Here is a 24,690-nt window from a genome sequence, read left to right as displayed (position 1 = left end):
GGCGCGCCGCGTTGCGCCGCCGGTGGAGTCCGCGTTCCCGATCCAGCATCACACCCGATCCAGAAAAAAGCAAGCATGCGTGCTTGTTAATTGAACTAGGCCGGACACCGAGCTAGAGGAAGCAGTGATACGCGGGACAAAAGGGCCGCGAACCCGCCGCGCCGAAGGCGCGGCCGAAGATACAGAATGGGCGAATGCCCTCCGTCATCCTGTTCGCCCTGGCCGGATTCCTCCTCGGCGGGGCCTACACCACCTGGAAGACCACCCGGCCGCTCGCCATCGTCCTCGCGGTACTCGGCGTACTCGCGGCCGCCGGTGCGGCGCTCTGGTTGGTATAGACGATCACACCCGACGCCACCCCCACGGAACGAGTCCTACGAGCGACCGTTCGCGGCCCGTCTCGCGTCCGAGCAGTCGAAGCGCATGCGCCCGCAGGCGCGAGTCTCGACTGCTCGGACGCGAGACACCAGGGGGCCGCGAACACGCGGCGCCGGAGGCGCTGCAATTCAACTCAGCCTTTCGACAGGCGGAAGATCCGCAGGTCCTCGGGTACGCCGCTCAGTGGCGCCGCGAAGAAGCTGCGGCGGTACGGCTTGACCGCGAAACCGAGTTCCCCCAACGTCTCCGGTGCCAGCGACTGCAATGTGGCCTCCGACAGCATGGTGTTGCCATTGCCTCCGGCCTCCATCACCCGCGCGGCGATCGTGACATCGACCCCGAGCCAGTCGCCGCCGATCTCGCGCGGCGTGCCGGTGTGCAGGCCGATGCGCATCTGCGGCCGATAGCCGTGCACATCGACCTCGGCCAGATTGCGCTTGGCCTGCACGGCGGCGCGCAATGCGCGATCGGCCGAGGTGAATACGGCCATCACACCGTCGCCCATGCGCTTGACCACATGACCGCCGCGATCGGCGATCGGCGGTTCGATGGCCTTGGCTACCACCCGCAACAGCTCGAGGGTTGCCTCATCGCCCGCTGAGAGCGACCAACTCGAGAACGCCACCAGATCGGTGAACATCACAGTTATTTCTTCGCTACCGTGTCCGCGGCCGACACGCTCCAACATGGCCTGCCAGACCTGCAATGCGCCGAAGCCGATCTCTCTGGCCGCACTCGGGGTATCCCCGACCAACTTGTCCGCCGCACGCGCAACTGCACGTGCACCACCCGGACCCGAAACCGACAGTGGGTCACCGAAAGACGGGTCACCGGGCAGCTGTTCGCGCGCCTTGCGCAGGGCACCGATGAGGTCCGGCCGCTGGTTCGCGGCATTCATCAGCGCGGAGAGCTGCCCACGACGAAATACCGAACCGGAACGCCGCGGTGTGTCGTCCTCGTCGGCGGGCACCAAGGGTATGGACACCTCGGGCGCAACGCCGTCCTCGTCCTCCGGCTCCGACGCGGGCTCTGTACCGCCGGAAGGTGTTTCGGTCACGCCCCGAGCGTATCTCAGCCGACCAACCGTCGGCGGGTTACTTATTACCGCCATCTGCCACCCCTAGATCAGACTCAGCGGGCACTTCAGCGGGTCCACCGATAGATAACTCACTGGTTGCTGTTCCCGAGCGTAACGAGCCCAGCTTCCGGATGGAAGCGACGCGAATCACAGTTTTCTGGATATTCACAATGTCGCCCGGATTGTCCCGAAATACCCATCGACCCGGTGTGGAAGAGGATTCACACACCGGGTCGATGGCACCGTCCGCCGGGCAGTGGCGAACGGTGCACGGGGCGCACGGACCTCCCGACAAGGTCGGCGCCCATCACCCGAGTGGCGAGGGAGGGCAACTCGGGTAGCCGATATCAAGCGTCGCGCTGGTTGACCACGAAAAGCGCGGCGCCGAAGACGATCGCGACGAAGGCGGCGAAGTAGAGCAGGCTGCCCCACGGTCCCCAGTGCCAGTTCGCCGTCGATTCGGTGGCGCTGTAGAAGTGGCTCGCGTTCGCGAAGGGCAGGAACGGCTGCACATTGCGCCCGAAGCTGCCGAAGGCGCCGAGCAGCGGCTCGATCAGCAAGGGCCACAAGACAATCAGCGAAATCGCCGCGGCCGACTGCCGCACCAGCACACCGATGCCGACCGCGAGGAGCACACTGAGCAGCGCGTAGATCGGGATGCCGTAGATCTCGCGCCAGGCGTCGCCGCCGGAGAGCGTCAAATTGCTGCTCGCATCGCCGCCGACTGCCTTGGCGATCGCGAAGGCGGCGAAGGCCAGCACGATGGTGAGCACCGCGCCGTACACCCCGACCAGACCGGCCTTGGTCACGATCACCTTCGCGCGGTGCGGCGTCGCCTGGAAGGTCGTCCGGATGATGCCGAAGCGGTATTCGCTGGTCACCGTCAGGGTGGCCATGATCATCAGGACCATTACGCCGAATCCGCTGATCCCGCCGACCGCCGTGGCGACGGTCAGATCCAGTGCGTTCTCCTTGCCCGATGACGAGCGGGCCACCGCCGCGAACAGCGCGGCCAAGCCGAGGGCGAGCACCACCACAATGGCCGAGCACCACCAGGGCGACCTGGTCGAGGTGAGCTTGATTCGTTCCGCTGCCAGCACGCCCATCAGAGCGCACCTCCCATCACCTGATCGAAACCTTCACCGTGGTACTGCACCGCGCCACCGGTCATCCGCATGAAGGCCTCCTCCAGCGAGGCCCGCTGCGGCGCCAGCTCGAACAGGGTGATGTCATTGGCGCCCGCGAGTTTGCCGACCGCGTCGCTGGTCACCCCGGCGACCACCAGTGCGGCGCCGTCCTGGCCCGCGCCGTCTTCGCGGACGGTCAGACCGTTGGAGGTGAGCAGGCTGCGCAGCTGCTCGAGCTGCGGACTGCGCACGCGCACCGACTGTTCCGAGGCGCGGTCGATGAATTCCTGTGTGGTCGAATCGGAGATCAGCTGACCGCGGCCGATGACGACCAAATGCTCGGCGGTCTGGGCCATTTCGGAGAGCAGATGGCTGGAGACCAGCACCGTCCTGCCCTCGGCCGCCAGCCGCTGCATGAAACGGCGGATCCAGAGAATGCCCTCCGGGTCCAAGCCGTTCACCGGCTCATCGAACAGCAGCACCGGCGGATCGCCGAGCAGCGCACCGGCCAAGCCGAGCCGCTGCGACATACCGAGGGAGAAGCCGCCCGCGTTCTTGCCCGCCACCTCGGACAGGCCGACCAGCCGCAGCACCTCGTCCACGCGGGACATCGCGATGCCATTGGAGGCGGCCATCCACTGCAGATGCGCGCGCGCCGAACGGTTCGGATGCACCCATTTGGCATCCAGCAGCGCGCCAACCGCGCGCAGCGGATGGTCGAGCTCGTGGTAGGGCTTGCCGTTGATCAATGCGGTGCCCGCGGTGGGCTTGTCCAGGCCGAGGATCATCCGCATGGTGGTGGATTTACCGGCGCCGTTCGGCCCAAGAAACCCCGTCACCTGTCCGGGTCGAACGGTGAAGGAGAGATCTTGAACCGCGACGGTCTGCCCGTAATGCTTGGTCAGGCCTCTCAGCTCGATCATGGTGACCAGCTTTCCTCATCGCGCGGCCACGCGCGTCATTAAATGGTGCCCAGTTCAATCATCCTCGAGGATGACGACCGGCCCCGAGCCGCATCAGGGAATCCCCCTGACCGATGCCCCTGTTAACGCGGCGGATCCCCGAGCGGCCCGCCACAGCCGCTGGACGTGACCGGCGACTCCGGGCATGTCCGGAGCCAACACCATGCCGTAATCGACCGGGGCCTTAACTACTCGTCAACTACTCGTCGTCCTCGTCATCGCGGCCATGGGTCGGCCAGCACACCGCGCAGACAAGCACCACCAGCGGCACCCCGGCCGCCACGGCCAACTCGAACACCACCGTCGCGCTCACGGCAGCCGCCCGGCAGGCGCGACCGCCGCCCAACGATGGAACGACAGCCGTGGCAGCACGATCTCCACATCGGCCACACTCATAATCGCATTCACCGCAAGCACATTCAGATGTTCGAGCGACGGCGCGATGACCGCATCGACATCAGCGCAGCGCACCTGGTCGACCAGCGGAAGCAACGACAACTCCGACGGCCAGGTCAGCGCATACCCGAGCCGCTGCGCCAACCGCCGTACCTGCGCCACATCCCAGTCCGCCGCCGAACTGACACCGAAGTCGACCCATCCCAACGCGGTCGGCTCTTCCCGCATCATGTACCCCCTGTTCCTATTGGTGGGCACCCGCCGTCGAGGACGTCCGTCCAGGCGCGGCTCGAACTAGGGCCGGACGTTCGGGATTCGAAGCGTCGACTCGACGGCGAGGCCATCCTCAGCGTCCGTCGAACCGGCATGGCGAAGCGACGACGCAAAAGACGTCAAACCACGCCTATTTAGGGCGACATTCCGGCGTCATTGCTCTAGCGTGTCGTCATGGGGACTGCACCGAACCTCGCACTCCGCGCGGCCCGCAACGCGCGGCGGATGAGCCAAGACGATTTGGCGCGCGCCCTGCGGGAAGTCGGTTGCGCGAGCGCGACCAAGCGACTCGTACAAAGATGGGAAGCCGGGACCACCCTCAACCCACGGCCGTCACACGCGCGCGCCCTCGAGAGAGTGATGAAAATGCCAATCGAGTCATTGGGATTCGGTTCGGTCGAGCCGGGCCGGTCCCTATCCAGCGACGACGAGAACGGGCACGTGGTCGACTCCCCGATCGGCCAGGTACCCCACGAATCCGCTACTGCGACACCACGACCGGCGAACGGGAACTACAACGGGATCTGGCTGTCGAGGTACGAGTACTACTCGTCCGGGCGTGACGCCACCTTCACTGCGGTTCACCACGTCGTGGTGTTGCAACACGATGACGCGTTGACCGTGCGCAGCCTGCCCGAGTCGGCAATCTCGTCCATGGAAATGGATCTGACCATCGAGGGGAACGTCGCAACGGGCACCTGGACCGAGCGCACCGCCCCTGATGGCTACTACCGGGGTGCCAAGTACCACGGCGCCATCCAACTGCTGATCGAGCTGACCGGCACCCGGATGGCAGGGAAGTGGATCGGATTCGGCAAGTCCTTCGACATCAACTCCGGCCCGTGGGAGCTGATCTTGCAGGACCGTTCGACATCCAAGGCGACGATCGAGGCATTCTCCCGGCCGCCTGAGGCATGAGATCTTGCGGGGTCCCGCACTATCTCGGACCCCAAGGGAGCGCAATAGTGAGCACCCTCGGGCCAGCCTAAGAGACCTTCCCCAGCATGGGGCAAGGTCTCTCTGCGTTCGGCGGGCTATTCAGGTTCGAGTACCTCGCGCTATAAACCCCTGCGAGTGCCGGACCTGATGCGATGGGTTATCTCCGGCTCAGCGGGCCGGTGAGGAGGCTTGGGCCCAGAAGCGCTTGGGGATGCGATCGGCTTGGCGGGCCAGGTGACCGGCGTGCACGGCGTCGCGCATGGCGGCGGCCATCCGGCGCAGGGTCTCGATCCGGGTGTCATCGCGCTCACCCTGCTCGATCTTGCGGACCAGCGACACCGAGACGTTCGAAGCCTGCGCGAGCTCCCGCTGCGTCAGTCCGCGCCGCTTCCGGACCGACTGCAGGCGTTCGCCGAGATCCGCCATGACCCGAGACTACGGACATGTCGATGCGGCCGCACAGGTACGCGCGGCTTCCGCCGCTCGCTCGGCGCATAGTCACCCGCTGTGCGAAGGGCTCAATCCTTTGCGACAGAGTGGGATTCCCTCCGCTCAGGAGTCTTGGTATGCGAGATCCCAGTGCACGCATATCCAGTGACTACCACGCACAACGTCCAGCGTGTGCGAGGTAGTGACCCGCTATGCGAAGTGCTCGATCCTTTGCGGCAGAGTGGATTCCTCGTCGGCTCAGGCGTCACAAGCGCTCGAGGGCACCTACCTGCGGATAACGCCGAGTTGTGCGGCGAGCGCCAAGCCCGCGGCGGTGGGGTTCCCGCGACTCAGCGGGCCGGTGAGGAGGCTTGGGCCCAAAAGCGTTTGGGGATGCGACCCGCGCGGCGGGCGAGGTGGCCTGCGTTGACCGCATCCTTCATGGCCGCCGCCATGAGGGCGGGTTGCTTGGCGCGGGTGACGGCGGTGGCGAGCAGGACAGCCGAGCAGCCGAGTTCCATGGCCAGGGTGGCGTCGCTGGCGGTGCCGATACCCGCGTCGAGGATGACCGGCACGCCTGCGGCGGCGACGATCATCTCGATATTGTGCGGGTTGCCGATGCCGAGGCCGGTGCCGATCGGGGCGCCCAGCGGCATGACGGCGGCGCAGCCCGCGTCCTCCAGTCGGCGGGCGAGGATCGGATCGTCGGTGGTGTAGGGCAGTACGACGAATCCCGCGTCGACCAATTGTTCGGCGGCGGTGAGCAATTCGATCGGATCCGGGAGCAGGGTGCGCTCGTCGGCGATCACCTCCAGCTTGACCCAGTTGGTGTCGAGCGCCTCGGCGGCCAACTGTGCGGTGAGCACGGCCTCGGCGGCGGTGCGACAGCCGGCGGTATTGGGCAGCGGCATGATCTCGAGGCGTTTGAGCAGGTCGAGGACGCCGGTGCCGCCGACCGCGTCGACCCGGCGCATGGCGACCGTGGTCAGTTCGGTGCCCGAGGCGAGCAGCGCCTCCTCCAGGACGGCGAGGTTTTCCGCGCCGCCGGTGCCCATGATGAGGCGGGAGCCGAACTTCTTGCCCGCGATCTCCAGTGCGCCGATTTGCGCCGGGGCGCTGGCGTTTTCCGGTGCGTCAGCCACCCTGAACCGCCGTCAGCACTTCGATCTGCCAGCCGCGCCCGACCGGCTCGTCCCAGCGGGACTTCGGGAACACCGCACCGTCCACCGCGAGCGCGACGCCCTTGGACGGCAGCCCGAGACGATCGAGAAGTTCACGCACCGTGAGCGATCGGTCGAATTCGTGGTCCTGCCCGTTCACGGTGACACCGATGGGGACCGAGATCGAGGTCATCGAACTCCTCCTGCAGATGTGGCGAGCGACGGCGGGTGCGCCGTCGAAAAACGATGGGGGTCGGCGGCTTTCGCGTCATCGAGGAGTGCGCCGTCGAGCAGGTTCAGCACCGCGTCGACGGTGAGCGGGACCGCGAGCATGCCATTGCGGCCGTGACCGGTGGCGGTCACGATCCGGTCGGTGAGCCGCCCGATCAACGGCAGATTGTCGGGGGTGCCCGGCCGGGATCCGGCGCTGGCCTCGGCCAATTCGTATTCGCCGATGCCCGGCAGTACCGCCTCGGCGTCGGCGATCAGATCGCGGACCCCGGCGACGGTCACCGTCGTATCGAAGCCCGCCTCGTATTGTGTTGCGCCCACGACGATTCCGTCGGCGCGCGGCACCAGGTAGACCTGCCTGCCGTGTACCCGCGCGCGGATCACCCGCCGCGGCGGCGGTGTCGCGCCGGGCCGATGACGCAGGCGCAGAATCTCGCCCTTGACCGGACGGACCTGCAGCTGCGGCCACAGCCGCGCCGAGGCCGCGCCGGCGGCGAGCAGGATCTGATCGTGCGCCAGCGCGTCCAGTGACTCGACCGTTTCCGCACGCATATCGACTCCGGCTGTCCCACAAGCCTTTTGCAGCCCGGTGAGCAATTGCCGATTATCGATGGCCGGTTCGGCGGCGGCGCGCAGACCGGCGCGCACGGTGCGCGCGAGCGCGGGCTCCAGCGCGCGGACACCGGCCCGGTCGAGTACCTCGAGTTCGTGGCCGTGGCCACCGACCCATTCGGCCACCGTGCGCAGATCCGCGGCGTCGGCGCCGTCCAGCGCGACGGTCAGGGTTTCATCGGCCACGAACACCGACACCCCGGTCACGGATTCGAGCCGGGCGGCGAATTCGGGCCAGCGGGCCAGCGAGGCGGCGCCGAATTCGAGGACCAGTTCCTCCCCCGGCCACCCCTCGGACAGCGGTGCGAGCATTCCCCCGGCAACCCAGGACGCTCCGGATCCGACGGCGGGATCGAATACGGTGACCGACCATCCCGCCTCGGCCGCCCGCCAGGCGGCGGCGAGTCCGATGGCGCCGCCACCGACGACGGCCAGAGTCCGCATTGATTCCACCTGCCTTACTATTTTCATCCCCACGGTAGCGCGACTACGGTCGAGCACGTGCAACCCTCCCACCAGTACCGGCCCCTACCGCCCAGGGAGCGTTTGGCTACTGCCCGGCTGTATCTCTGCACCGACGCCCGCAGAGAGAAGGGCGACCTGGCCAGGTTCGCCGAGGCGGCGCTCGCGGGTGGTGTCGACATCATTCAGCTCAGGGACAAGGGATCACCCGGTGAGGCGAAGTTCGGCCCGCTCGAGGCCAAGGCCGAAATCGGCGCGCTGGCCGAACTGAAGGCCGCGGCCCGCCGACACGGTGCGCTGGTCGCGGTGAACGACCGCGCCGATATCGCGTTCGCCGCCGGTGCGGATGTGCTGCACCTCGGCCAGAACGATCTGCCGCCCTGGTACGCGCGGCGCATCCTCGGACCCGACGTGGTGATCGGGCGCTCGACGACCAGCCGGGCACAAGCCGGACTCGCCGCGGTCGACGAGCACATCGACTACTTCTGCACCGGCCCGGTGTGGGCTACGCCGACCAAGCCCGGACGTCAGGCCGCTGGCCTGGACCTGGTGCGTTCCACCGCCGACGCCCATCCGACCCGGCCGTGGTTCGCGATCGGCGGCATCGACGCCGAGCGGCTACCCGAGGTGCTCGCGGCGGGAGCCGAGCGCGTTGTGGTGGTGCGAGCGATCACCGAGGCCCGCGACCCGGAGGCCGCGGCGCGTCAGCTGAAGTCCGCCCTGCTGCAGAACGCTCACCTCGGCTGAGACGCACTCAACCCGATCCAAGTGCGGCGATGATGTTCGATTCGGCCAACCTACGGAGGATGATCTCGAGCAGACACTGCTCGCGAACACTCAACGCGGCCGAGACCCGCCGAAAGCGCGACCTCGCAGCCCGGCACGGCTCATCGCCCGACACGACCGACTCACGGACAGCGGTCCCGAGCCGACACCGCTCACGAACACTCAACGCGACCGACGCCCCCCGAAAGCGCGAAACCCGGCACGGCTCATCGCCCGACACGACCAACTCGCAGACCGCGACCTCGAGCCGACACCGCGCACAAACGCTCAACTCGGCCAGCCGCCCACAGCGCGATCTCCCAGCCCGGCGCAGCTCATCGCCCGACACGACCGACTCACGGACAGCGGTCCCGAGCCGACACCGCGCACGAACACTCGACTCGACCGAGACCCGCCGAGCACGCTCTCATCGCGGCATCGCTCCGGGCTCGACCGCAGGGCCGCTCTGCGATGCACACGGGTCCGAGACTGCACTTTTGGCGATTTCCACGGCGTGTACACGGAACGCTTCGGCCGATCCCTCAGGACAGAACTTGAATTCGGGTGAGCGACAGGATCGGATCGGCCGGGACGGTCTCGGGATACGCGCCCGGCATCCCGACAGCCGCCGAATCCAGCTCCGGGTCGACAATTCGGGCGAACGTGCCCGGCCCGTTTGGTTCGGCGTGCAGCCAGACGAATCCCTGGTCGGCCAGGTCAACGGTGCGCGGCAGTACGGCCGCGACCGCATTGGCGTCATCGACATGCACATCGTCGAGGCAGACGCGCGCCGGAGCCGCACGCAGCGCCGGCCAGGAAGCGGCGAATCCGGGGTGCAGCGGATGGCTGTCGACCTCGTCCTCGGGAACCCAGGCCAACGCACTGCTCTCCCGGTTGCGGCTGGTCGGCAGCGCCATCACGGCATCGGCCACCACCGTGACATAGGTCCAGCCGCTCAATGCGGTCGCAGTGACCCGCTCGCCGCGCACGCGCACATCGGCGGGATCGATACCCGCCTCCTCCCATGCCTCGCGGACCGCCGCGTGCACCGGGGTCTCGTGGCTGTCACGGGCGCCGCCGGGCAGCGCCCAGGTGCCGCCCTGATGACTCCACGGCGCACGGTGCTGCAACAACACCACCGAACCGCCGCCAGCGAGCGGCGCGCGCAACAGCAGTCCGGCAGCCCCGAAGCGGCCCCAATGCCGCTGTCCGTCCGGACCGCGGGACCACCCGTCACCGTCACCACGCATCTGGTTACCATCCTCATCCAGCCGGGGCGCGGGTATTTCACACGCCACGGCGCCGGTAAGACCACAATAAGCTCGCAGCAGGAGCACACGTGCGCACCAACCGGGGAGGTGGAGATGGCAGCGCTCGAATCGACGACGGCCCCGCAGCCGACGTCGGTCACCGCGGATACCGCGTCGGAGCGGCTCGACGTGCCGCGAGAGGCTGGGCTGCGCGCCCATCTGGACCCGGCCAATCTACGGTCCTTCGCGCTATCGACGCCCGGTCGGCTCATCGCCATCGGCTTGCTGCTGATCGGCCTATGTCTGGGCGCGGGCATGATGACCGCCGCGACGGTCAGCGATCGTCAGCAGGCATTGGACACCCTGCTCGACCAAACCGAGCCGGACGCGAACTCCTCCCATCACCTCTACACCTCGCTGTCCATCGCGGACGCCGCCGCGAGTACCGCGTTCATCTCCGGCGGCCTGGAACCGCAAGCCGTGCGCGAGCGCTACAGCCAGGCGCTCGGTGAAGCGTCCGCGGAGCTGGTGACGCAAACAGGCCACGCGGCCGGACAGGCCACCGGCACCGACGATCCGGATACCCGGCTGCGCGCGGGCATAGCCACCGGCCTGCCGGTCTATTCGGGCCTGATCGAGACCGCCCGTGCGAACAATCGCAATGGCTACCCGGTCGGCGCGGCGTATCTGAGCGAAGCGTCGAATCAGATGCAGACCGTCCTGCTGCCGATGGCCGCCCAGTTGCAGAGCCATCGCTCCGATGCGGTCAGCACGGCCCAGCGCCGTCACGTTCAGCCGCCATGGCCCGCGATCGCCGTGCTGATCCTGGCGCTCGGCACGCTGGTCTGGGCGCAGTTCGATCTGTCGAAACGCTGGCACCGCGTGCTCAATCCGGGACTGCTGCTCGCCTCCGCCGCGATGCTGATCCTGTTGGCGTGGACACTGACCGCCGGATCGGTCTCGGCGGCGGACATGATCGGCGGGCGTGACAATGGGGCGGTGCCCGCCTCCCGATTGACCGAGAGCCGGATCCTGACCCAGCAGGCCCGTTCGGCGGAGACGCTGAAGTTGGTGCGTCGCGATGCCAGCGGCGACTACGACCGGACCTATGAGGCCAGCGTCACCCGGCTCAACGAACTGCTCGGCGGCTATCCCGATGACGCACCGGCGGCCGGTGAGATCGCCAATGCCCGTGCGGCACTCGGGCGTTGGCGGGCGGCTCATCAGCGGATGACCGATGCACTGGCGCACGGCGATTTCACCGGGGCGGCGACGGTGGCGACCGGACCCGGTTCGGCCGATGCCGCAGCGCAGGTGGACGCACTGGACCGGGCGCTCGGCCAGGGCCTGGACGAGACCCGCGACACGTTGCGCGACAACATCTCCGGCGCGGCACTTGCGCTGGACTTCCTGGCCCCGGGTGCCATGGTGCTCGGCATTCTCGCCGCGGCCTATGTCGGCCTCGGTATCTGGCCACGACTTCGGGAGTACCGGTGAACCGGGCGCGCGGACTGCTCGCCGCGCTCGCCGCGACGGCCCTGCTCGCGGGTTGTACCACCGGCTCGGACGCGACGATCACCCCGAAGACCGTCAAGTACACCGAGCCGCCGCTGCCCGCCCAGGCCGTGACGATACCGACGGATGCACCGGTCGCGCCGGAACGCGATGCGCAATGCGGCGATCCGACTGCCAGCCTGCGGCCCACCGGTGCTGGCGCGAACGCCCACGGCCCGACCATCGACGCGATCCGAGCCCGCGGTCGTCTGGTGGTCGGATTGGACACCGGCAGTAACCTTTTCAGCTTCCGTGATCCCGTGAGCGGCAGCATCGTCGGCTTCGACGCCGATATCGCCAGGGAGGTCGCCCGCGATCTGCTCGGCAGTCCGGAACAAATCGAATACCGCAGTCTCGGTTCGGCCGAGCGCGAGACCGCGCTGCAGAATCACAGCGTCGACCTGGTCGCCAAGACCATGACGATCAATTGCGAACGGCGCCAGAAGGTCACCTTCTCCACCGTCTATCTGCTAGCGAATCAGCGCGTACTGGTGGTGAAGAACTCCGGTATCCGCACGCTGGCCGATCTGGCTGGTAAGCGGGTGTGCATCGTCTCGGGCACCACCTCGCTGGACCAGATGCGTCGCAGCCAGCCCGCCGCGACCATCCTCACCGTGCCCACCTGGGCCGACTGTTTGGTTGTCCTGCAGCAGCGCCAAGTCGACGCGGTCAGCACCGATGACGCCGTTCTCGCGGGTCTGGCCACACAGGACTCGTCCTACACCGAACTGGTCGGCCCCAGCATCAGTTCCGAGCCCTACGGCATCGGAATACCGAAGGGCAATGACGACCTGGTCCGCTTCGTCAACGGCACGCTGGAGCGCATTCGCAACGATGGCACCTGGGTTCGGCTCTACCAGCAATACCTCATCGCCCTGGGCCCGGTCCCAGCACCGCCCGCGGCTACCTATCAGGACTGACGGCGATGACGCCCCCGCACGATGCCCCTTCCGAGGATTTCCCCGATTCGACCGAGACCGAGCAAAAGGAACCCGCCGCGCAGAAGACCCCGGAATCGGTTCCGCACTACCCCACATCCGCCGAGCCGATCTGGCGCGAACCCGAGTCCGGCGAAACCGTTCGCCGCGATCACGTGGCCGCCGAATTCACCGTCGGCGCTTGGAACCCACCCGCGGAACCGACCTCCGCCGCGACCATCCGCACCTCCGGTCGCAATGTCCGCACCGCGCGCTCCCGGCCGACGACACGCAAACTCGGTGCCGGACTCGTCGAGATCCCAGCGGTCCCGCCCGCCGATCCACGGACCGCGGTACTCGTCGATCCCGTTGTCGCCGAGGGCAGGCGCTACTGTTGGCGCTGCGGCAGCCAGGTCGGCCGCGCCACCGCGACCCGACCGGCGACGACCGCGGGCACCTGCCGAACCTGTGGCGCGTCATACGATTTCCGTCCGTCCCTGCACAAGGGCGATCTCGTATCGAGCCAGTACGAGATCCAGGGCTGTATCGCGCACGGCGGGCTCGGCTGGGTCTACCTCGCGATCGACCGCAATGTCAGCGATCGCTGGGTGGTCCTGAAGGGTTTGCTGCACGCGGGTGACACCGAGGCGCAGGCGGTGGCCGTTGCCGAACGGCAATTCCTCGCCGAGGTGGCGCATCCCAGCATCGTCAAGATCCACAACTTCGTCGAGCACACCGGCCCGGACGGCGAGTCGGTCGGCTACATCGTCATGGAGTACGTCGGCGGTCGCTCACTGTGCGACATCCTCGACGCCTACCCGCGGCCGGAGCGGATGCCGGTCACCGAGGCCATCGCGTATGTGCTGGAGATCCTGCCCGCGCTGGACTATCTGCATTCGATCGGGTTGACCTACAACGACCTCAAACCCGACAACATCATGATCACCGAGGATCAGGTCAAACTCATCGATCTCGGTGCCGTCGCGACCATCGGCGCGTACGGAAATCTGTACGGCACCCGGGGATTCCAGGCACCGGAGATCGCCAGGACCGGTCCGACGGTGGCCACCGACACCTTCACCGTCGGGCGGACGCTGGCCGTGCTGACGCTGCGCATGCCGAGGGAGCAGGGGCGCTACCTCGACGGCATTCCGGACCCCGCCGACCAGCCGGTACTGCAGCGCTACGAGTTCTTCTATCGCGCACTGCTGTGCGCGACCGATCCGGATCCCGCGCGCCGCTTCCCCTCCGCCCGCGCCATGTCCGCCCAATTGGCGGGCGTGCTGCGCGAGATCATATCTATGGAGACCGGCGCCGAACATCCACAGCTGTCCACAGTTTTCAGTCCACAGCGTGGCAGCTTCGGCACCGAGGAGTTGATCAGCCAGACCGACGCCTATGCCGACGGCATCGCCAGGAGCAAACTGCTGCGCGCGGGCGAAGTGGCCACGGCCCTTCCGGTTCCGCTCATCGACCCCGTCGACGCGACGGTCCCGGTGCTCGCGGCCGCCGCACAGGCGGAGCCACGGGATGCGCTCGCCGCTTTGCAGGAGGCCAGAACGCGCGCCGAAGCCGATCACGACATCGCCCCGGGCGTACTGGATCTGGAGCTGGCCCTGGCCGAGGCCCGGCTGCGACTCGAACTCGGCGAATCGGCCGTGGTTCGACAGATGCTGTTGCGGGTGGCCGCCGATCACGACTGGCGCGTCGACTGGTATCTGGGCCAGGCCCAGCTGCTGGAATTGGATTTCGAGCAGGCCTACACCAATTTCGATGCGGTGCTTCGGGTGCTGCCCGGTGAGATCGCACCCAAGCTCGCCCTCGCGGCCACCGCGGAACTCATACTGCAGCACTGGGATTCCGAGGATCCGCAGCACTGGCACGCCTGCGCGGAGAAGTTCTACAGCACCGTCTGGCGCACCGACAACGCGGCGGTGAGCGCCGCCTTCGGCCTGGCCAGACAACTCACGGTGGCAGGCCGGTGTGACGACGCGGTGCGCGCACTCGATGAGGTACCCGCCGCCTCGCGGCACTACACCACGGCCCGGATGACCGCCGTATTGCTGCTGCTCACAGCGGCGCCGATCGCCGAACTCCCCGAATCCACCCTGCACATTTCGGCCTTGCGCATTCTCGACCTGCCGATCAGCGAAGGCCGCGCGACCCAGATGCGTGTGCTCGTCCTCGGCACCGCCCTGGCCTGGCTCCAGGCCGGCAACTCACCGAGAAACGACGATGCGACTCTCTTCGGCGCCCCCTTCACCGAGCGCGACCTGCGTGCGGGCATCGAAGCCGGACTGCGCGCCCTCGCCCGCACCGCCCCGGGCCGCAACCACCGCTACGCGCTGGTCGACCTGGCCAATTCGATTCGCGCCAAGACCTGGATGTGAAGAGCGCGAACAAAATAAAACCCGGCCGGGAGGGAAGGCCGGCCGGGCTCGGATCCAGGTTCGCGGAGCAGTCGGCATACCGATGATCCCCGGGTTCCGCGTGCGTCCCGCCCGCCCCGGGGGCAGCCGGAGCGGACACATCGAGAGTGGCGAGGGCATCGCGGTCCCGATGACGGCGGATGGTCCGCCCCGGTTTCGGTGTCCGGCGCGAACCTGATCCGACACCCATACTGACCGATCGAGTGTGAGGATTTCGTGAGGTTTTCCAGAGCCCGGTCCGCCCACCTCAGTCTGCGTCCTGAGCTGCGACGACGCGGTGCGCGGCGCGGGCGATGGCCAATTCCTCGTTGGTCGGCACGACCAGTACGGCCACCTCGGCGCCGGGTGCGGAGATATGGCGGGCCGTGCGTTCCGCGGCGGTGTTGCGGGCCGGGTCGACCTCGATGCCGAAGCGGGACAGCCCGGCCAGCGCGTCGGCACGGACCTGCGGACTGTTCTCGCCGACTCCCGCGGTGAAGGTGATGGCGTCGACGCCACCCAGTTCGATCAGGTACGCGCCGAGGTAGCGGCGTAGCCGGTGGATATAGACGTCGTAGGCCAGGCGGGCCGCGGCATCGCCCGCGTCGATGAGTCGCTGCAATTCACGGAAATCGTTCACACCGGACAGGCCCTTGAGTCCGGCGTCGCGGTTGAGCATTTCGTCGATCTGGTCGATATCCATATGCGCCGAGCGAACCAGATGCGCGATGATCCCGGGATCGAGGTCCCCGCCTCTGGTACCCATCACCAGCCCCTCCAGAGGCGTGAAGCCCATGGTGGTGTCGATCGGGTGGCCGCCGCGAATCGCCGACGCCGATGCGCCATTACCGAGATGGAAGACGATCTGATTCAGCTCGGCCGGATCCCGCTCGAGCAGCGCGGCCACCCGGCCGGAGACGTACTCGTGCGAGGTGCCGTGGAATCCGTACTTCCGAATACCTTGCGCGGCAGCAATTTTCGCATCGATGGCATAGGTTTTTGCGGCATCGGGCAGGCGGTGGAAGAAGGCGGTATCGAAGACCGCGACCTGCGGCACGCCCGGCAACAGTGCACGCGCGCTCTCGATACCCGCCACATTCGCCGGATTGTGCAGCGGCGCAAGCGAAGACAGGTCCGATATCGCCGCGACCACGGCATCGTCGAGCAGCGTCGGCCGATAGAACACCTCGCCGCCGTGCACCACCCGGTGCCCGACCGCGCACACACCCGCGGCGGCCAGATCGTGGCCGGTCTCGGCGAACATATCGAAGACCAGCCGCAGGCCCACCGTGTGATCGGCGATCGGCCCGCGATGTTCGATGGTCCGGCCATCGACCTTGTGCTCGATCCCGGCGTTCTCCTCACCGATCCGATCGACCATGCCGGATGCGGCGACCATACCCGACTCCGGGTCGAGCAGTTGGTATTTGATCGACGACGAACCGGAATTGATGACCAACACCAGGTCATCGGCACCCTTGGTCATGATGTCTCCTGCATCTCGCGCGTTCTCCGCACTCTGTCGGCAACCACGGCGGTGATCGCGTTCTTCCGCATCATGCCGCCCGTGTGTCGCGAGACACTGGTATGGGATCGGCGGCGGGCCGAGGTGCTCGCATCGAGCGATGGCACCGGGTCAGCCCTCCTGCGCCTGGATCGCGGTGATCGCAACGGTATTCACGATATCGGCGACCAGCGCACCGCGGGACAGATCATTGACCGGCTTGCGCAGCCCCTGCAGCACCGGGCCGATCGCGATCGCACCGGCACTGCGCTGCACCGCCTTGTAGGTGTTGTTACCGGTGTTGAGGTCGGGAAAGACGAAAACCGTTGCCCGCCCCGCCACCTCGGAGTCGGGAAGTTTGGTGGTCGCGACGGTGGGTTCGATCGCGGCGTCGTACTGGATCGGGCCCTCCACCAGCAGCTCCGGCTCGCGCTCGCGCACCAGTTTGGTCGCGACCCGCACCTTGTCCACATCCGCGCCACTGCCGGATTCACCGGTCGAATACGACAGCATCGCGACGCGCGGCTCGATGCCGAACCGGGCCGCCGTGTGCGCCGAGGAGATCGCGATATCGGCCAGCTGCTCCGAGGTCGGGTCGGGGACGACCGCGCAGTCGCCATAGGCGAGCACCCGATCGGCCAGACACATGAGGAAGACGCTGGAGACGGTGGCCACCCCGGGCACCGTCTTGATGATCTCGAAGGATGGCCGGATGGTGTGCGCCGTGGTGTGCGCGGCACCGGACACCATGCCGTCGGCAATGCCCCGGTGGACCATCATGGTGCCGAAATACGAGATATCGGCCATGGTTTCGCGAGCGCGCTCGAGCGTCATGCCCTTGTGCTTGCGCAGTTCGGTGTACTCCGCGGCGAATTCATCGAGATAGCCCGAGGTGCGCGGATCGAGTACCCGCGCGGCCGAGATATCGACGCCGAGTTCCGCGGCGCGGGCACGCACCGTCGTCTCGTCGCCGAGGATCATCAGATCCGCGATCTTGCGCTGCAATACCCGACCGGCCGCGCGCAGGACGCGGTCGTCGTCGCCCTCGGGCAGCACGATGGTCTTGCGATCGGCCCTGGCGCGTTCGATCAGCTGATATTCGAACATCTGCGGTGTCACCACCGAGGTGTCCGGAATCTCTATGTGCTGCAATAACTGCGATGCGTCGACGTGCTGTTCCATCAGCGCCAGCGCGGTATCGACCTTGCGCGGACTGCCCGCCGACATCCGTCCGCGAGTGCGGTAGGCGGCGCTCGCGGTGTCGTAGGTGCCCAGCTCGGTGGTGAGGATCGGCAGCTTCGGTTTGAGGCCGCTCATCAGTCTGGCGATCGCCGGATGCGGCAGCATGCCACCGTTCATGATGATGCCCGATAGCGACGGAAAGCCTTCCGCCTCATGCGCATTCACCGCACTGAGCAGTACGTCGGAGCGGTCGGCCGGTGCGATCACCACGACACCGTCGACCAGGCGCTCCAGAATATGTTCGGCGGTCATGCCGCCGACCATGACCTGCAATGCCTCGCGCTGCAGCAATCCCACATCGCCGCTGTACATTTCGCCGCCGATCGCGGTGCACAGCTCGGCCATGGTCGGCGAAATCAGCAGCGGCACCTCGGGCAAGGTCCACGACGGCACATCGAAGCCGCCCAGTGCCGCGCGGACCTCGTCCAAATGCCCCGGATCGCAACGGTTGGCGATAATGGCCACCAGATGCGCATGTTCGAGCGACAGTTCGAACGCGCACAGCTCCGCCAACTGTTTGACCTCGTCCGGTGTGCGGCCCGAACCGCGCACCACCAGCAGCACGGGCGCGCCGAGGTTCACCGCGATGCGGGCATTGAAGCGCAGTTCGCTGGGGCTGGCCACATCGGTGTAGTCGCTGCCGACGATCACCATCGCGTCACACAACTTCGCGACCTCGTGGAAGCGCATGACGATCTCGCTGATCGCCGCATCCGGATCCGCGTGCACCTGCTCATAGGTGACGCCGATGGCCTGCGTGTAGTCGATATCGGCGGTGCTGTGCTCGAGCAGCAGTTCCAGGATGTAGTCCGGTTCGGTGGTCGAGCGGGTGATCGGCCGGAATACGCCGACCCGGGCGGTGCTCGCGCACAGCATCTGGAGCATTCCGAGCGCCACCGTCGATTTTCCGGTGTCACCCTCCGGAGATGCGATGTACACAGCGGATGGAGCGGAATCGGCCATATCCGAGAGCTTAGTGAACCCGCGGCTACCTCGACGGTCGAGCGAGATCGCGATCACCCATGCTGTTCGCGCCGTGCCCGGATATAGTCCGGGCATGGCTGAGCCGTTCCCGAACCGCCAATGGGGTTCGAACACCAATCTTCTCGCCCGCGCGGCCACCAAGTTCGCTGCCACCAAGCCCGGTTCATGGTTCATCCGGCAGATCACACCGCTGGATCGGGCCGTGCTCGAGCGCACCGACGCCAAGTACACGATCCTCGGCCCGATCGGCGCGCCGGTGATCCTGCTGACCACCATCGGCCGCAAATCCGGCCAGCCGCGCACGCAACCGCTGCTCTATGTGCACGACGGCGACACGCTGTACGTGATCGGCAGCAACTTCGGCCAGGAAAGACATCCGGCGTGGTCGGCCAATCTCCTGGCGAATCCGAAGGCCACCGTGGCCATTGCGGGTCAGCGCATTCCGGTCCGGGCCGACCTGGTCGAGACCGGCAAAGACGCCATATTCGCACGCTTTGTCGAGGTCACCGGCGCATATGACGCCTACCGCTCCCGCACCACCCGCGACCTACGCATCTTCGCCCTCACCCGGACCTAGCCGCACCATTTACATCCGCACCAGCGTTGGAGCGATCACAAAGCCGACAACGGGAATCCCCGCGACCTGCACGGTCCAGTGCGGTGAGCACGGCAGCCTAGGAAGTCACACGTTTTCGGCGCGCCCAACCGACCGAGCGGAACACAAACGCACGCCGAACACTCCGGCCACAGGCGTTAGAGCGAGCGCGAAGGCCGACAAAGGTGCGGGAAATCCCGCGACCTGCGCTGCGCTATCCAGTGGGGCGAGCACAGCAGCCTAGGGAGCCACACGTTCCCGGCGCGCCCAATCGACAGGGCCGCACAACAGCCGAACTTTCTACACCCCGCACAGGTTTTAGAGCCAGCGCGAAGGCCGACAACGAGTGCGGAAATCGCCGCGACCCGCGCTGCGCGGTGGAGTGGGCGCGGCTCGGGCGAGTCGCAAGACTCTCGGCTCGCCCAATCGACCGTGTGGAACACGGCCGCACCCTGAGCACCCCCGCAGAGCGAGCGCGAAGGCCGACAAAGAATGCGGAAATCGCCGCGACCTGCGCTGCGCGGCGGGGTGGGCGAGTCGCGCGGCCTCGGCGCGCCTGGGGAAGCGGGCGCGCCGAGGCGGTGGCTCAGCCCAGTGCGCGCAGGCGAGGGGCCAGGTCGCGCTGGAAGAGGTCCAGGAAGCGGCGCTGGTCGTGGCCGGGGGCGTGGAAGACCAGGTGGTTGAGGCCCGCGTCGAGGTAGGGCTTGATCTGCTCGACGGCCTGGTCCGGATCGCTGGCGACGATCCAGCGCTTGGCGATCTGCTCGATCGGGAGGGCGTCGGCGGCGGCCTCCATTTCGATCGGGTCGGTAATGGAGTGCTTCTGCTCGGCGGTGAGCGAGAGCGGGGCCCAGAAGCGGGTGTTCTCCAGTGCCAGTTCGGGATCGGTGTCGTAGGAGATCTTGATCTCGATCATCCGGTCTATCTGCTCGACGGTGCGACCGACCTTGGCCGCGCCCTCGGCGACGGCGGGCATCAACTTCTCGGTGTAGAGGTCCATACCCTTGCCGGAGGTGCAGATAAAACCGTCACCCGCGCGTCCCGCATAGCGTGCGACCAGCGGTCCGCCCGCCGCGATGTAGATCGGGATGCCGCCCTTGGGCACATCGTAGATCGAGGCGCCGGCGGTCTTGTAGTACTCGCCGTCGAAATCGGTGCGCTCGCCGGTCCACAGAGCGCGCATGAGATCGACGGATTCGCGCAGCCGAGCGAAACGCTCCTTGAACTCTGGCCATTCGCCGGTGTAGCCGGTGGCGATCTCGTTGAGTGCCTCACCGCTGCCGACACCGAGCATGATGCGGTCCGGGTACAGACAGCCCATAGTGGCGAAGGCCTGCGCGATGACGGCGGGGTTGTAGCGGAAGGTCGGGGTGAGCACCGAGGTGCCGAGTTGGATGCGCTTGGTGCGCTCACCGACCGCGGCCATCCAGGCCAGCGAGAACGGTGCGTGCCCGCCCTTGTGCCGCCACGGCTGGAAGTGGTCGCTGACCGTCGCGCTGTCGAGGCCGTGCTCCTCGGCCAGCACCGCGATTTCCACCAGTTCCCGCGGCCCGAACTGCTCCGCCGACGCCTTGTATCCGAGCTTGAGATCACCCATATGCGCCACTCCTGTCGCTTCGCTCAACGGTCGGTACGGGAGGTTCCGCACACCGTCGGCCGCATGCGTTCCGCGACCGCATCCCGGTACAACCGCAAGGGCGACACGGGAGTTCCCGCACCTCGATCGGCCTACCTGGGCACTGCGCGATCGGATCTCACACGGCCTCCCCTCGACCATAGTCAGCGCAACTCGACCTGTGTGCAGGGCCATACCAACTCGACCGCGAACCCGCATCAAGAGCGGCAACTCACGCAACCCCGGCAATCGCCCGGTGATTCGCTCTCGCATATCGAATAGGCATCGCGCACAACCCACACCGTGTGCGGGATGCCCAGTGGCTGTGCGGCAGCAGACTCTCACGCTCGCGGGTGCACCGCGCGGGTGCGGTGGACGCGGATGGTGTGGGGATGGTCGCATCGGGCCCGGTATTCGCCCGGTGGGGTGATCGGTAGCCGACAATTGACTCGTGACTACACCGGCTGAACCGATCCTGTCCTACCTCACCGATATGGATGGCGTGCTGGTGCACGAGGACCATTTGGTGCCCGGCGCCGATAAGTTCCTTGCGGAACTGCGGGCCAATGAGATCCCGTTCCTGGTGCTCACCAATAACTCGATTCGGACTCCGCGCGATCTGCAGGCCCGCCTGCGCCACTCCGGACTCGATATCCCGGAGGAGGCGATCTGGACCTCGGCGCTGGCCACCGCGACCTTCCTGAACGACCAGCGCCCCAACGGAACCGCCTATGTCGTCGGCGAATCCGGACTCACCACCGCACTGCACGAAATCGGTTATGTGCTGACCGATAGCGATCCCGACTACGTGGTGCTCGGCGAGACCCGCACCTATTCCTTCGAGGCGATCACCACCGCGATCCGCCTGGTCGAGCGCGGCGCGCGGTTCATCGCCACCAATCCGGACGCGACCGGCCCGTCCCGCGATGGCCTGCTGCCGGCGACCGGTTCGGTCGCCGCGCTGATCACCCGCGCGACCGGCAAGGAGCCGTATTATGTCGGCAAGCCGAACCCGCTGATGATGCGCTCGGCACTGCGCCGGATCGGCGCCCACTCCCAGTCGACCGTCATGATCGGCGACCGCATGGATACCGATATCGTCTCCGGCCTCGAAGCGGGCATGCGAACCGTCCTGGTGACCACCGGCATCTCCACCCGCGCATCGATCGAGCAGTTCCCCTACCGCCCGACCCTGGTCGTCGATTCGGTCGCCGACCTGGTCGGCCGCACCGACAAACCCTTCGACTGATCCGGGCGGCGGCAGTCGTACCCCTTGCCTCGGCCCCAGTCCATGCGGGCGCCACAAGGGTGCGGCTGTCACGCGGGTCCAGGTTGTGCGCAAGCGCATTTGACGGTTCCGCGCGAGCAGGGTGCGGCCGTTACCCGCGACTACGTTGGGCGGGTGCGCGCGAGCGCGTTCGGCGGGCGAGCGGGTGCGGCGAGCGCGTTCGGCGAGCGCGTTCGGCGGCCAGCGCGTTCGGCGGCCAGCGCGTTGGGCGGGTGCGCGCGAGCGATGGGCGGGTGCGCGAGCGCTTCGAGCGGGGTGCGCACGAGCGCGTTCGGCGGGTGCGTCGAGCGTGTTGGCGGGTGCGGCAAGCGCGTTCGGCAGGTACAGCAAGCGCGATGGGCGGGTGCGCGCGAGCGATGGGCGGGTGCGCAAGCGCCTCGAGCGGGGGTGCGCACGAGCGCGTTCGGCAGGTGCGTCGAGCGTGTTGGCGGGTGCGGCAAGCGCGTTCGGCAGGTACAGCAAGCGCGATGGGCGGGTGCGTGCGAGCGATGGGCGGGTGCGCAAGCGCCTCGAGCGGGGGTGCGCACGAGCGCGTTCGGCAGGTGCAGCAAGCGCGTTCGGCGGGTGCGCGCGAGCGATGGGCGGGTGCGCAAGCGCCTCGAGCGGGGGTGCGCACGAACGCGTTCGGCGGGTGCGGCGAGCGTGTTGGCGGGTGCGGCAAGCGCGTTCGGCAGGTGCAGCAAGCGCGTTCGGCGGGTGCGCGCGAGCGATGGGCGGGTGCTCGAGCGCCTCGGCGGGTGTGGCCAGCGCGTTCGGCGGGTGCGCGCGAGCGATGGGCGGGTGCGCGCTTCGAGCGGGGGTGCGCACGAACGCGTTCGGCGGGTGCGGCGAGCGCGTAGGCGGGTGCGGCAAGCGCGTTCGGCAGGTGCGGCAAGGCGTTCGGCCGGTGCGGCGAGCGCGTTGGGCGGGTGCGTGCGAGCGATGGGCGGGTGCGCGAGCGCTTCAAGCGGGTGCGCACAAGCGCGTTCGGTGGATGCGGCGAGCGCGTTCGGCCGGTGCGGCGAGCGCGTTCGGCCGGTGCGGCAAGGCGTTCGGCCGGTGCGGCAAGGCGTTCGGCCGGTGCGGCGAGCGCGTTCGGCGGGTGCGGCGAGCGCGTTCGGCAGTTTCCCGCAAGCGCGCGGCTGTCCGATCACCGACGCGCCGGTCACGGCGGGCTGATTGCGCACGGAACCGCGGCTGGGAGGTCAGGTTTCGTCGGTGATAGCGTCCAGGGCGGCGGAGAGTCGGGTCATGACCTGGACGGTCAAGGTGAACTGCTCGGGGCCGAGTTCGTCGGCGAGGCGATCGGCGAGGATCGCGTGCTGCGGGTTGATGCGTTTGATCGCATCGCGACCGGCCTCGGTAACCGCGACGAGTTTCGCGCGCCGGTGCGCCGGGTTGGGCCGATATTCGGCGAGTCCCTTGTCCACCAATAGGTCCGCGATGCGCTGCACACTCTGGCGGGTGATGCCCATCGCGCGGGCGATCCCGGAGACCGGCAGCGGTCCGCGCAGCACCGCGCCGATGACCTGCCACCAGGCGGCGGTCAGCCCCGCCGGACCGGCCAATTCCTCTGCGATGGCGAGGAATTGGCCGTTCAGCCGGAACGAGGTGATCGCCGCGGCGCTGAACAACTCTTGTTCGGGCGTATCGCTCATGTCTGCGACGATGCCATCTCGTATTCGGCGAGTTCGGCATAGCCCGTCGGATCGCTGTGCCCGTACAGCCGGTACCAGGCGTCGAGGATGCGCGGCTCGTAGACGCCTAGCAGGTCGAGCACCTCGCGGGCGAATTCGAAGGGCGCCATCGCACTGGCCGTGATCACGTTATCGCCGGTCACAGCCGGTTCGGCGACATAGTGCGCGGCACCCGAATATCCGCTGTACCGAAGAACTTCCACCGCATTGCTGGTGTGTGCCCGGTCATCGAGCAGGCCCTCCTTGGCCAAGGCGAAGGTGGAGCCGCAGATCGCCGCGACGGGCACTCCCGCGTCGACGAACTCCCGCGCCTTGTGCGCGAAGGGCGCCAATTCGTCGCCGGTCATCCACAGATCGGCCCCCGGCAGGATCAGCATCGCACTGTCGGCGGGGGTGAGATCGGCGAGCGCCACATCCGGCACGATGCGCACTCCCGCCATTGTGGTGATCGGATCCCGCGTCGGCCCAACGGTCCGTACCCGAAACGTCCCGGGAGCGATCTGCCAGCGCGGATTGTTGATATGCGCGGTCGCGGCACCGACCTCCCAGTCGGCGAGCGTGTTGTAGACGGCCTGGTGAACTGTTCTCGTAGCCATGACAGCATGCTGTCATGTTTGACAGCATGCTGTCAATAATCCGCGCCGCATCGGCCAACCTCAGGCTCGGCGCGGGAACGGGCGGGCGCAGGCGCGACGCGGGCTCAGGCGCGCTCAGGCGCAGGCACGGCGCGGGTGCGGGCATAAGCGCGGCGGGGCTCAGGCACGGGCTCAGGCTCGGCGCGGGAACGGGCGCAGGCTTGGCGCGGGAACGGGCGCAGGCACGGCGCGGGAACGGGCGCAGGCACG

22 protein-coding genes are annotated in these 24,690 nt (G+C 67.6%); 8 read left to right on the top strand and 14 right to left on the bottom strand.

All coding sequences use genetic code 11. From position 1 onward, the window contains the following. The first annotated feature begins 194 nt into the window (after window positions 1–194). A complete protein-coding gene (locus tag ACQP2D_RS03280) occupies window positions 195–338 on the top strand; it encodes a hypothetical protein (protein WP_433682237.1) in 144 nt (47 codons plus the stop codon). Window positions 339–511: 173 nt separating this feature from the next. On the opposite strand, the gene ACQP2D_RS03275 is transcribed toward ACQP2D_RS03280, so the two are convergent. From ACQP2D_RS03275 to ACQP2D_RS03260, 4 genes are all read right to left on the bottom strand, one after another. Next, window positions 512–1,276 carry an adenylate/guanylate cyclase domain-containing protein gene (locus tag ACQP2D_RS03275; RefSeq protein ID WP_433685514.1) on the bottom strand — a complete coding sequence of 255 codons (765 nt, stop codon included), beginning with the start codon at window positions 1,274–1,276 and terminating at the stop codon, window positions 512–514. Window positions 1,277–1,803: 527 nt separating this feature from the next. Beyond that, entirely contained in the window at window positions 1,804–2,562 is a 759-nt protein-coding gene (locus tag ACQP2D_RS03270) for an ABC transporter permease (RefSeq protein ID WP_433682236.1), read from the bottom strand. Next, window positions 2,562–3,506 carry an ABC transporter ATP-binding protein gene (locus ACQP2D_RS03265; RefSeq protein ID WP_433682235.1) on the bottom strand — a complete coding sequence of 315 codons (945 nt, stop codon included), beginning with the start codon at window positions 3,504–3,506 and terminating at the stop codon, window positions 2,562–2,564. The genes ACQP2D_RS03270 and ACQP2D_RS03265 overlap by 1 nt, the downstream gene beginning before the upstream one ends. 348 nt (window positions 3,507–3,854) lie before the next feature. Further along, window positions 3,855–4,172, bottom strand: coding sequence for a hypothetical protein (locus ACQP2D_RS03260; protein WP_433682234.1), 318 nt, complete (start codon window positions 4,170–4,172; stop codon window positions 3,855–3,857). A gap of 408 nt (window positions 4,173–4,580) precedes the next feature. Here ACQP2D_RS03260 and ACQP2D_RS03255 point away from each other — a divergent pair, with 408 nt between their 5' ends. Further along, window positions 4,581–5,132 (top strand): XRE family transcriptional regulator, encoded by a 552-nt coding sequence (locus tag ACQP2D_RS03255; protein ID WP_433682233.1) that lies wholly within the window; start codon window positions 4,581–4,583, stop codon window positions 5,130–5,132. A gap of 189 nt (window positions 5,133–5,321) precedes the next feature. Here ACQP2D_RS03255 and ACQP2D_RS03250 read toward each other — a convergent pair whose 3' ends face one another. The 4 genes from ACQP2D_RS03250 to thiO all read right to left on the bottom strand — a co-directional run bounded on the left by ACQP2D_RS03250 (window position 5,322) and on the right by thiO (window position 8,029). After that, entirely contained in the window at window positions 5,322–5,579 is a 258-nt protein-coding gene (locus ACQP2D_RS03250; RefSeq protein ID WP_433682232.1) for a helix-turn-helix domain-containing protein, read from the bottom strand. A gap of 353 nt (window positions 5,580–5,932) precedes the next feature. Then, window positions 5,933–6,685, bottom strand: a complete 753-nt coding sequence (locus tag ACQP2D_RS03245) for a thiazole synthase (RefSeq protein ID WP_433685513.1) — start codon at window positions 6,683–6,685, stop codon at window positions 5,933–5,935. 31 nt (window positions 6,686–6,716) lie between these two features. Next, window positions 6,717–6,935 (bottom strand): sulfur carrier protein ThiS, encoded by a 219-nt coding sequence (thiS, locus tag ACQP2D_RS03240; protein ID WP_355189674.1) that lies wholly within the window; start codon window positions 6,933–6,935, stop codon window positions 6,717–6,719. After that, on the bottom strand, window positions 6,932–8,029 hold the full coding sequence (gene thiO / locus ACQP2D_RS03235; protein ID WP_433682231.1) for a glycine oxidase ThiO: 1,098 nt from the start codon (window positions 8,027–8,029) through the stop codon (window positions 6,932–6,934). The genes thiS and thiO overlap by 4 nt, the downstream gene beginning before the upstream one ends. 57 nt (window positions 8,030–8,086) lie before the next feature. Between thiO and thiE the strand changes: the two genes are divergently transcribed. Next, entirely contained in the window at window positions 8,087–8,794 is a 708-nt protein-coding gene (gene thiE / locus ACQP2D_RS03230) for a thiamine phosphate synthase (RefSeq protein ID WP_433682230.1), read from the top strand. Window positions 8,795–9,354: 560 nt separating this feature from the next. Here the strand turns inward: thiE and ACQP2D_RS03225 are convergent. After that, window positions 9,355–10,062 carry an NUDIX hydrolase gene (locus ACQP2D_RS03225; protein ID WP_433682229.1) on the bottom strand — a complete coding sequence of 236 codons (708 nt, stop codon included), beginning with the start codon at window positions 10,060–10,062 and terminating at the stop codon, window positions 9,355–9,357. A 114-nt stretch (window positions 10,063–10,176) separates the two neighbouring features. Here ACQP2D_RS03225 and ACQP2D_RS03220 point away from each other — a divergent pair, with 114 nt between their 5' ends. The 3 genes from ACQP2D_RS03220 to ACQP2D_RS03210 are packed head-to-tail and all read left to right on the top strand — an operon-like array spanning window position 10,177 to window position 14,923. Continuing rightward, window positions 10,177–11,559, top strand: coding sequence for a hypothetical protein (locus ACQP2D_RS03220; RefSeq protein WP_433682228.1), 1,383 nt, complete (start codon window positions 10,177–10,179; stop codon window positions 11,557–11,559). Continuing rightward, window positions 11,556–12,536 (top strand): glutamate ABC transporter substrate-binding protein, encoded by a 981-nt coding sequence (locus ACQP2D_RS03215; RefSeq protein ID WP_433682227.1) that lies wholly within the window; start codon window positions 11,556–11,558, stop codon window positions 12,534–12,536. Before ACQP2D_RS03220 ends, ACQP2D_RS03215 begins: the two co-directional genes overlap by 4 nt. 5 nt (window positions 12,537–12,541) lie before the next feature. Further along, a complete protein-coding gene (locus tag ACQP2D_RS03210) occupies window positions 12,542–14,923 on the top strand; it encodes a tetratricopeptide repeat protein (protein ID WP_433682226.1) in 2,382 nt (793 codons plus the stop codon). A 286-nt stretch (window positions 14,924–15,209) separates the two neighbouring features. On the opposite strand, the gene ACQP2D_RS03205 is transcribed toward ACQP2D_RS03210, so the two are convergent. Beyond that, window positions 15,210–16,427, bottom strand: a complete 1,218-nt coding sequence (locus ACQP2D_RS03205; RefSeq protein WP_433682225.1) for an acetate kinase — start codon at window positions 16,425–16,427, stop codon at window positions 15,210–15,212. Window positions 16,428–16,577: 150 nt separating this feature from the next. Next, entirely contained in the window at window positions 16,578–18,650 is a 2,073-nt protein-coding gene (gene pta, locus ACQP2D_RS03200; protein ID WP_433682224.1) for a phosphate acetyltransferase, read from the bottom strand. A 94-nt stretch (window positions 18,651–18,744) separates the two neighbouring features. Here pta and ACQP2D_RS03195 point away from each other — a divergent pair, with 94 nt between their 5' ends. After that, the gene (locus ACQP2D_RS03195) at window positions 18,745–19,248 is read left to right on the top strand and encodes a nitroreductase family deazaflavin-dependent oxidoreductase (protein ID WP_433682223.1); all 504 of its coding nucleotides are present in this window, start codon (window positions 18,745–18,747) and stop codon (window positions 19,246–19,248) included. 604 nt (window positions 19,249–19,852) lie between these two features. Here ACQP2D_RS03195 and fgd read toward each other — a convergent pair. After that, window positions 19,853–20,863, bottom strand: a complete 1,011-nt coding sequence (fgd, locus tag ACQP2D_RS03190; protein WP_433682222.1) for a glucose-6-phosphate dehydrogenase (coenzyme-F420) — start codon at window positions 20,861–20,863, stop codon at window positions 19,853–19,855. A 511-nt stretch (window positions 20,864–21,374) separates the two neighbouring features. Between fgd and ACQP2D_RS03185 the strand changes: the two genes are divergently transcribed. After that, entirely contained in the window at window positions 21,375–22,130 is a 756-nt protein-coding gene (locus tag ACQP2D_RS03185) for an HAD-IIA family hydrolase (protein WP_433685512.1), read from the top strand. 1,223 nt (window positions 22,131–23,353) lie between these two features. Here the strand turns inward: ACQP2D_RS03185 and ACQP2D_RS03180 are convergent. Together ACQP2D_RS03180 and ACQP2D_RS03175 are read right to left on the bottom strand one after the other, a co-directional pair. Further along, window positions 23,354–23,806, bottom strand: coding sequence for a MarR family winged helix-turn-helix transcriptional regulator (locus tag ACQP2D_RS03180; protein WP_433682221.1), 453 nt, complete (start codon window positions 23,804–23,806; stop codon window positions 23,354–23,356). After that, window positions 23,803–24,441, bottom strand: coding sequence for a DJ-1/PfpI family protein (locus ACQP2D_RS03175; protein WP_433682220.1), 639 nt, complete (start codon window positions 24,439–24,441; stop codon window positions 23,803–23,805). The genes ACQP2D_RS03180 and ACQP2D_RS03175 overlap by 4 nt, the downstream gene beginning before the upstream one ends. Window positions 24,442–24,690 lie beyond the last annotated feature (249 nt).

This window comes from Nocardia sp. CA-119907 (assembly GCF_050955995.1).
In the GTDB taxonomy this organism is placed as follows: Bacteria; Actinomycetota; Actinomycetes; order Mycobacteriales; family Mycobacteriaceae; genus Nocardia.
The sequence above is the reverse complement of the archived record's forward strand: the minus strand, read 5'-3'. Positions and strand labels throughout refer to the sequence as shown.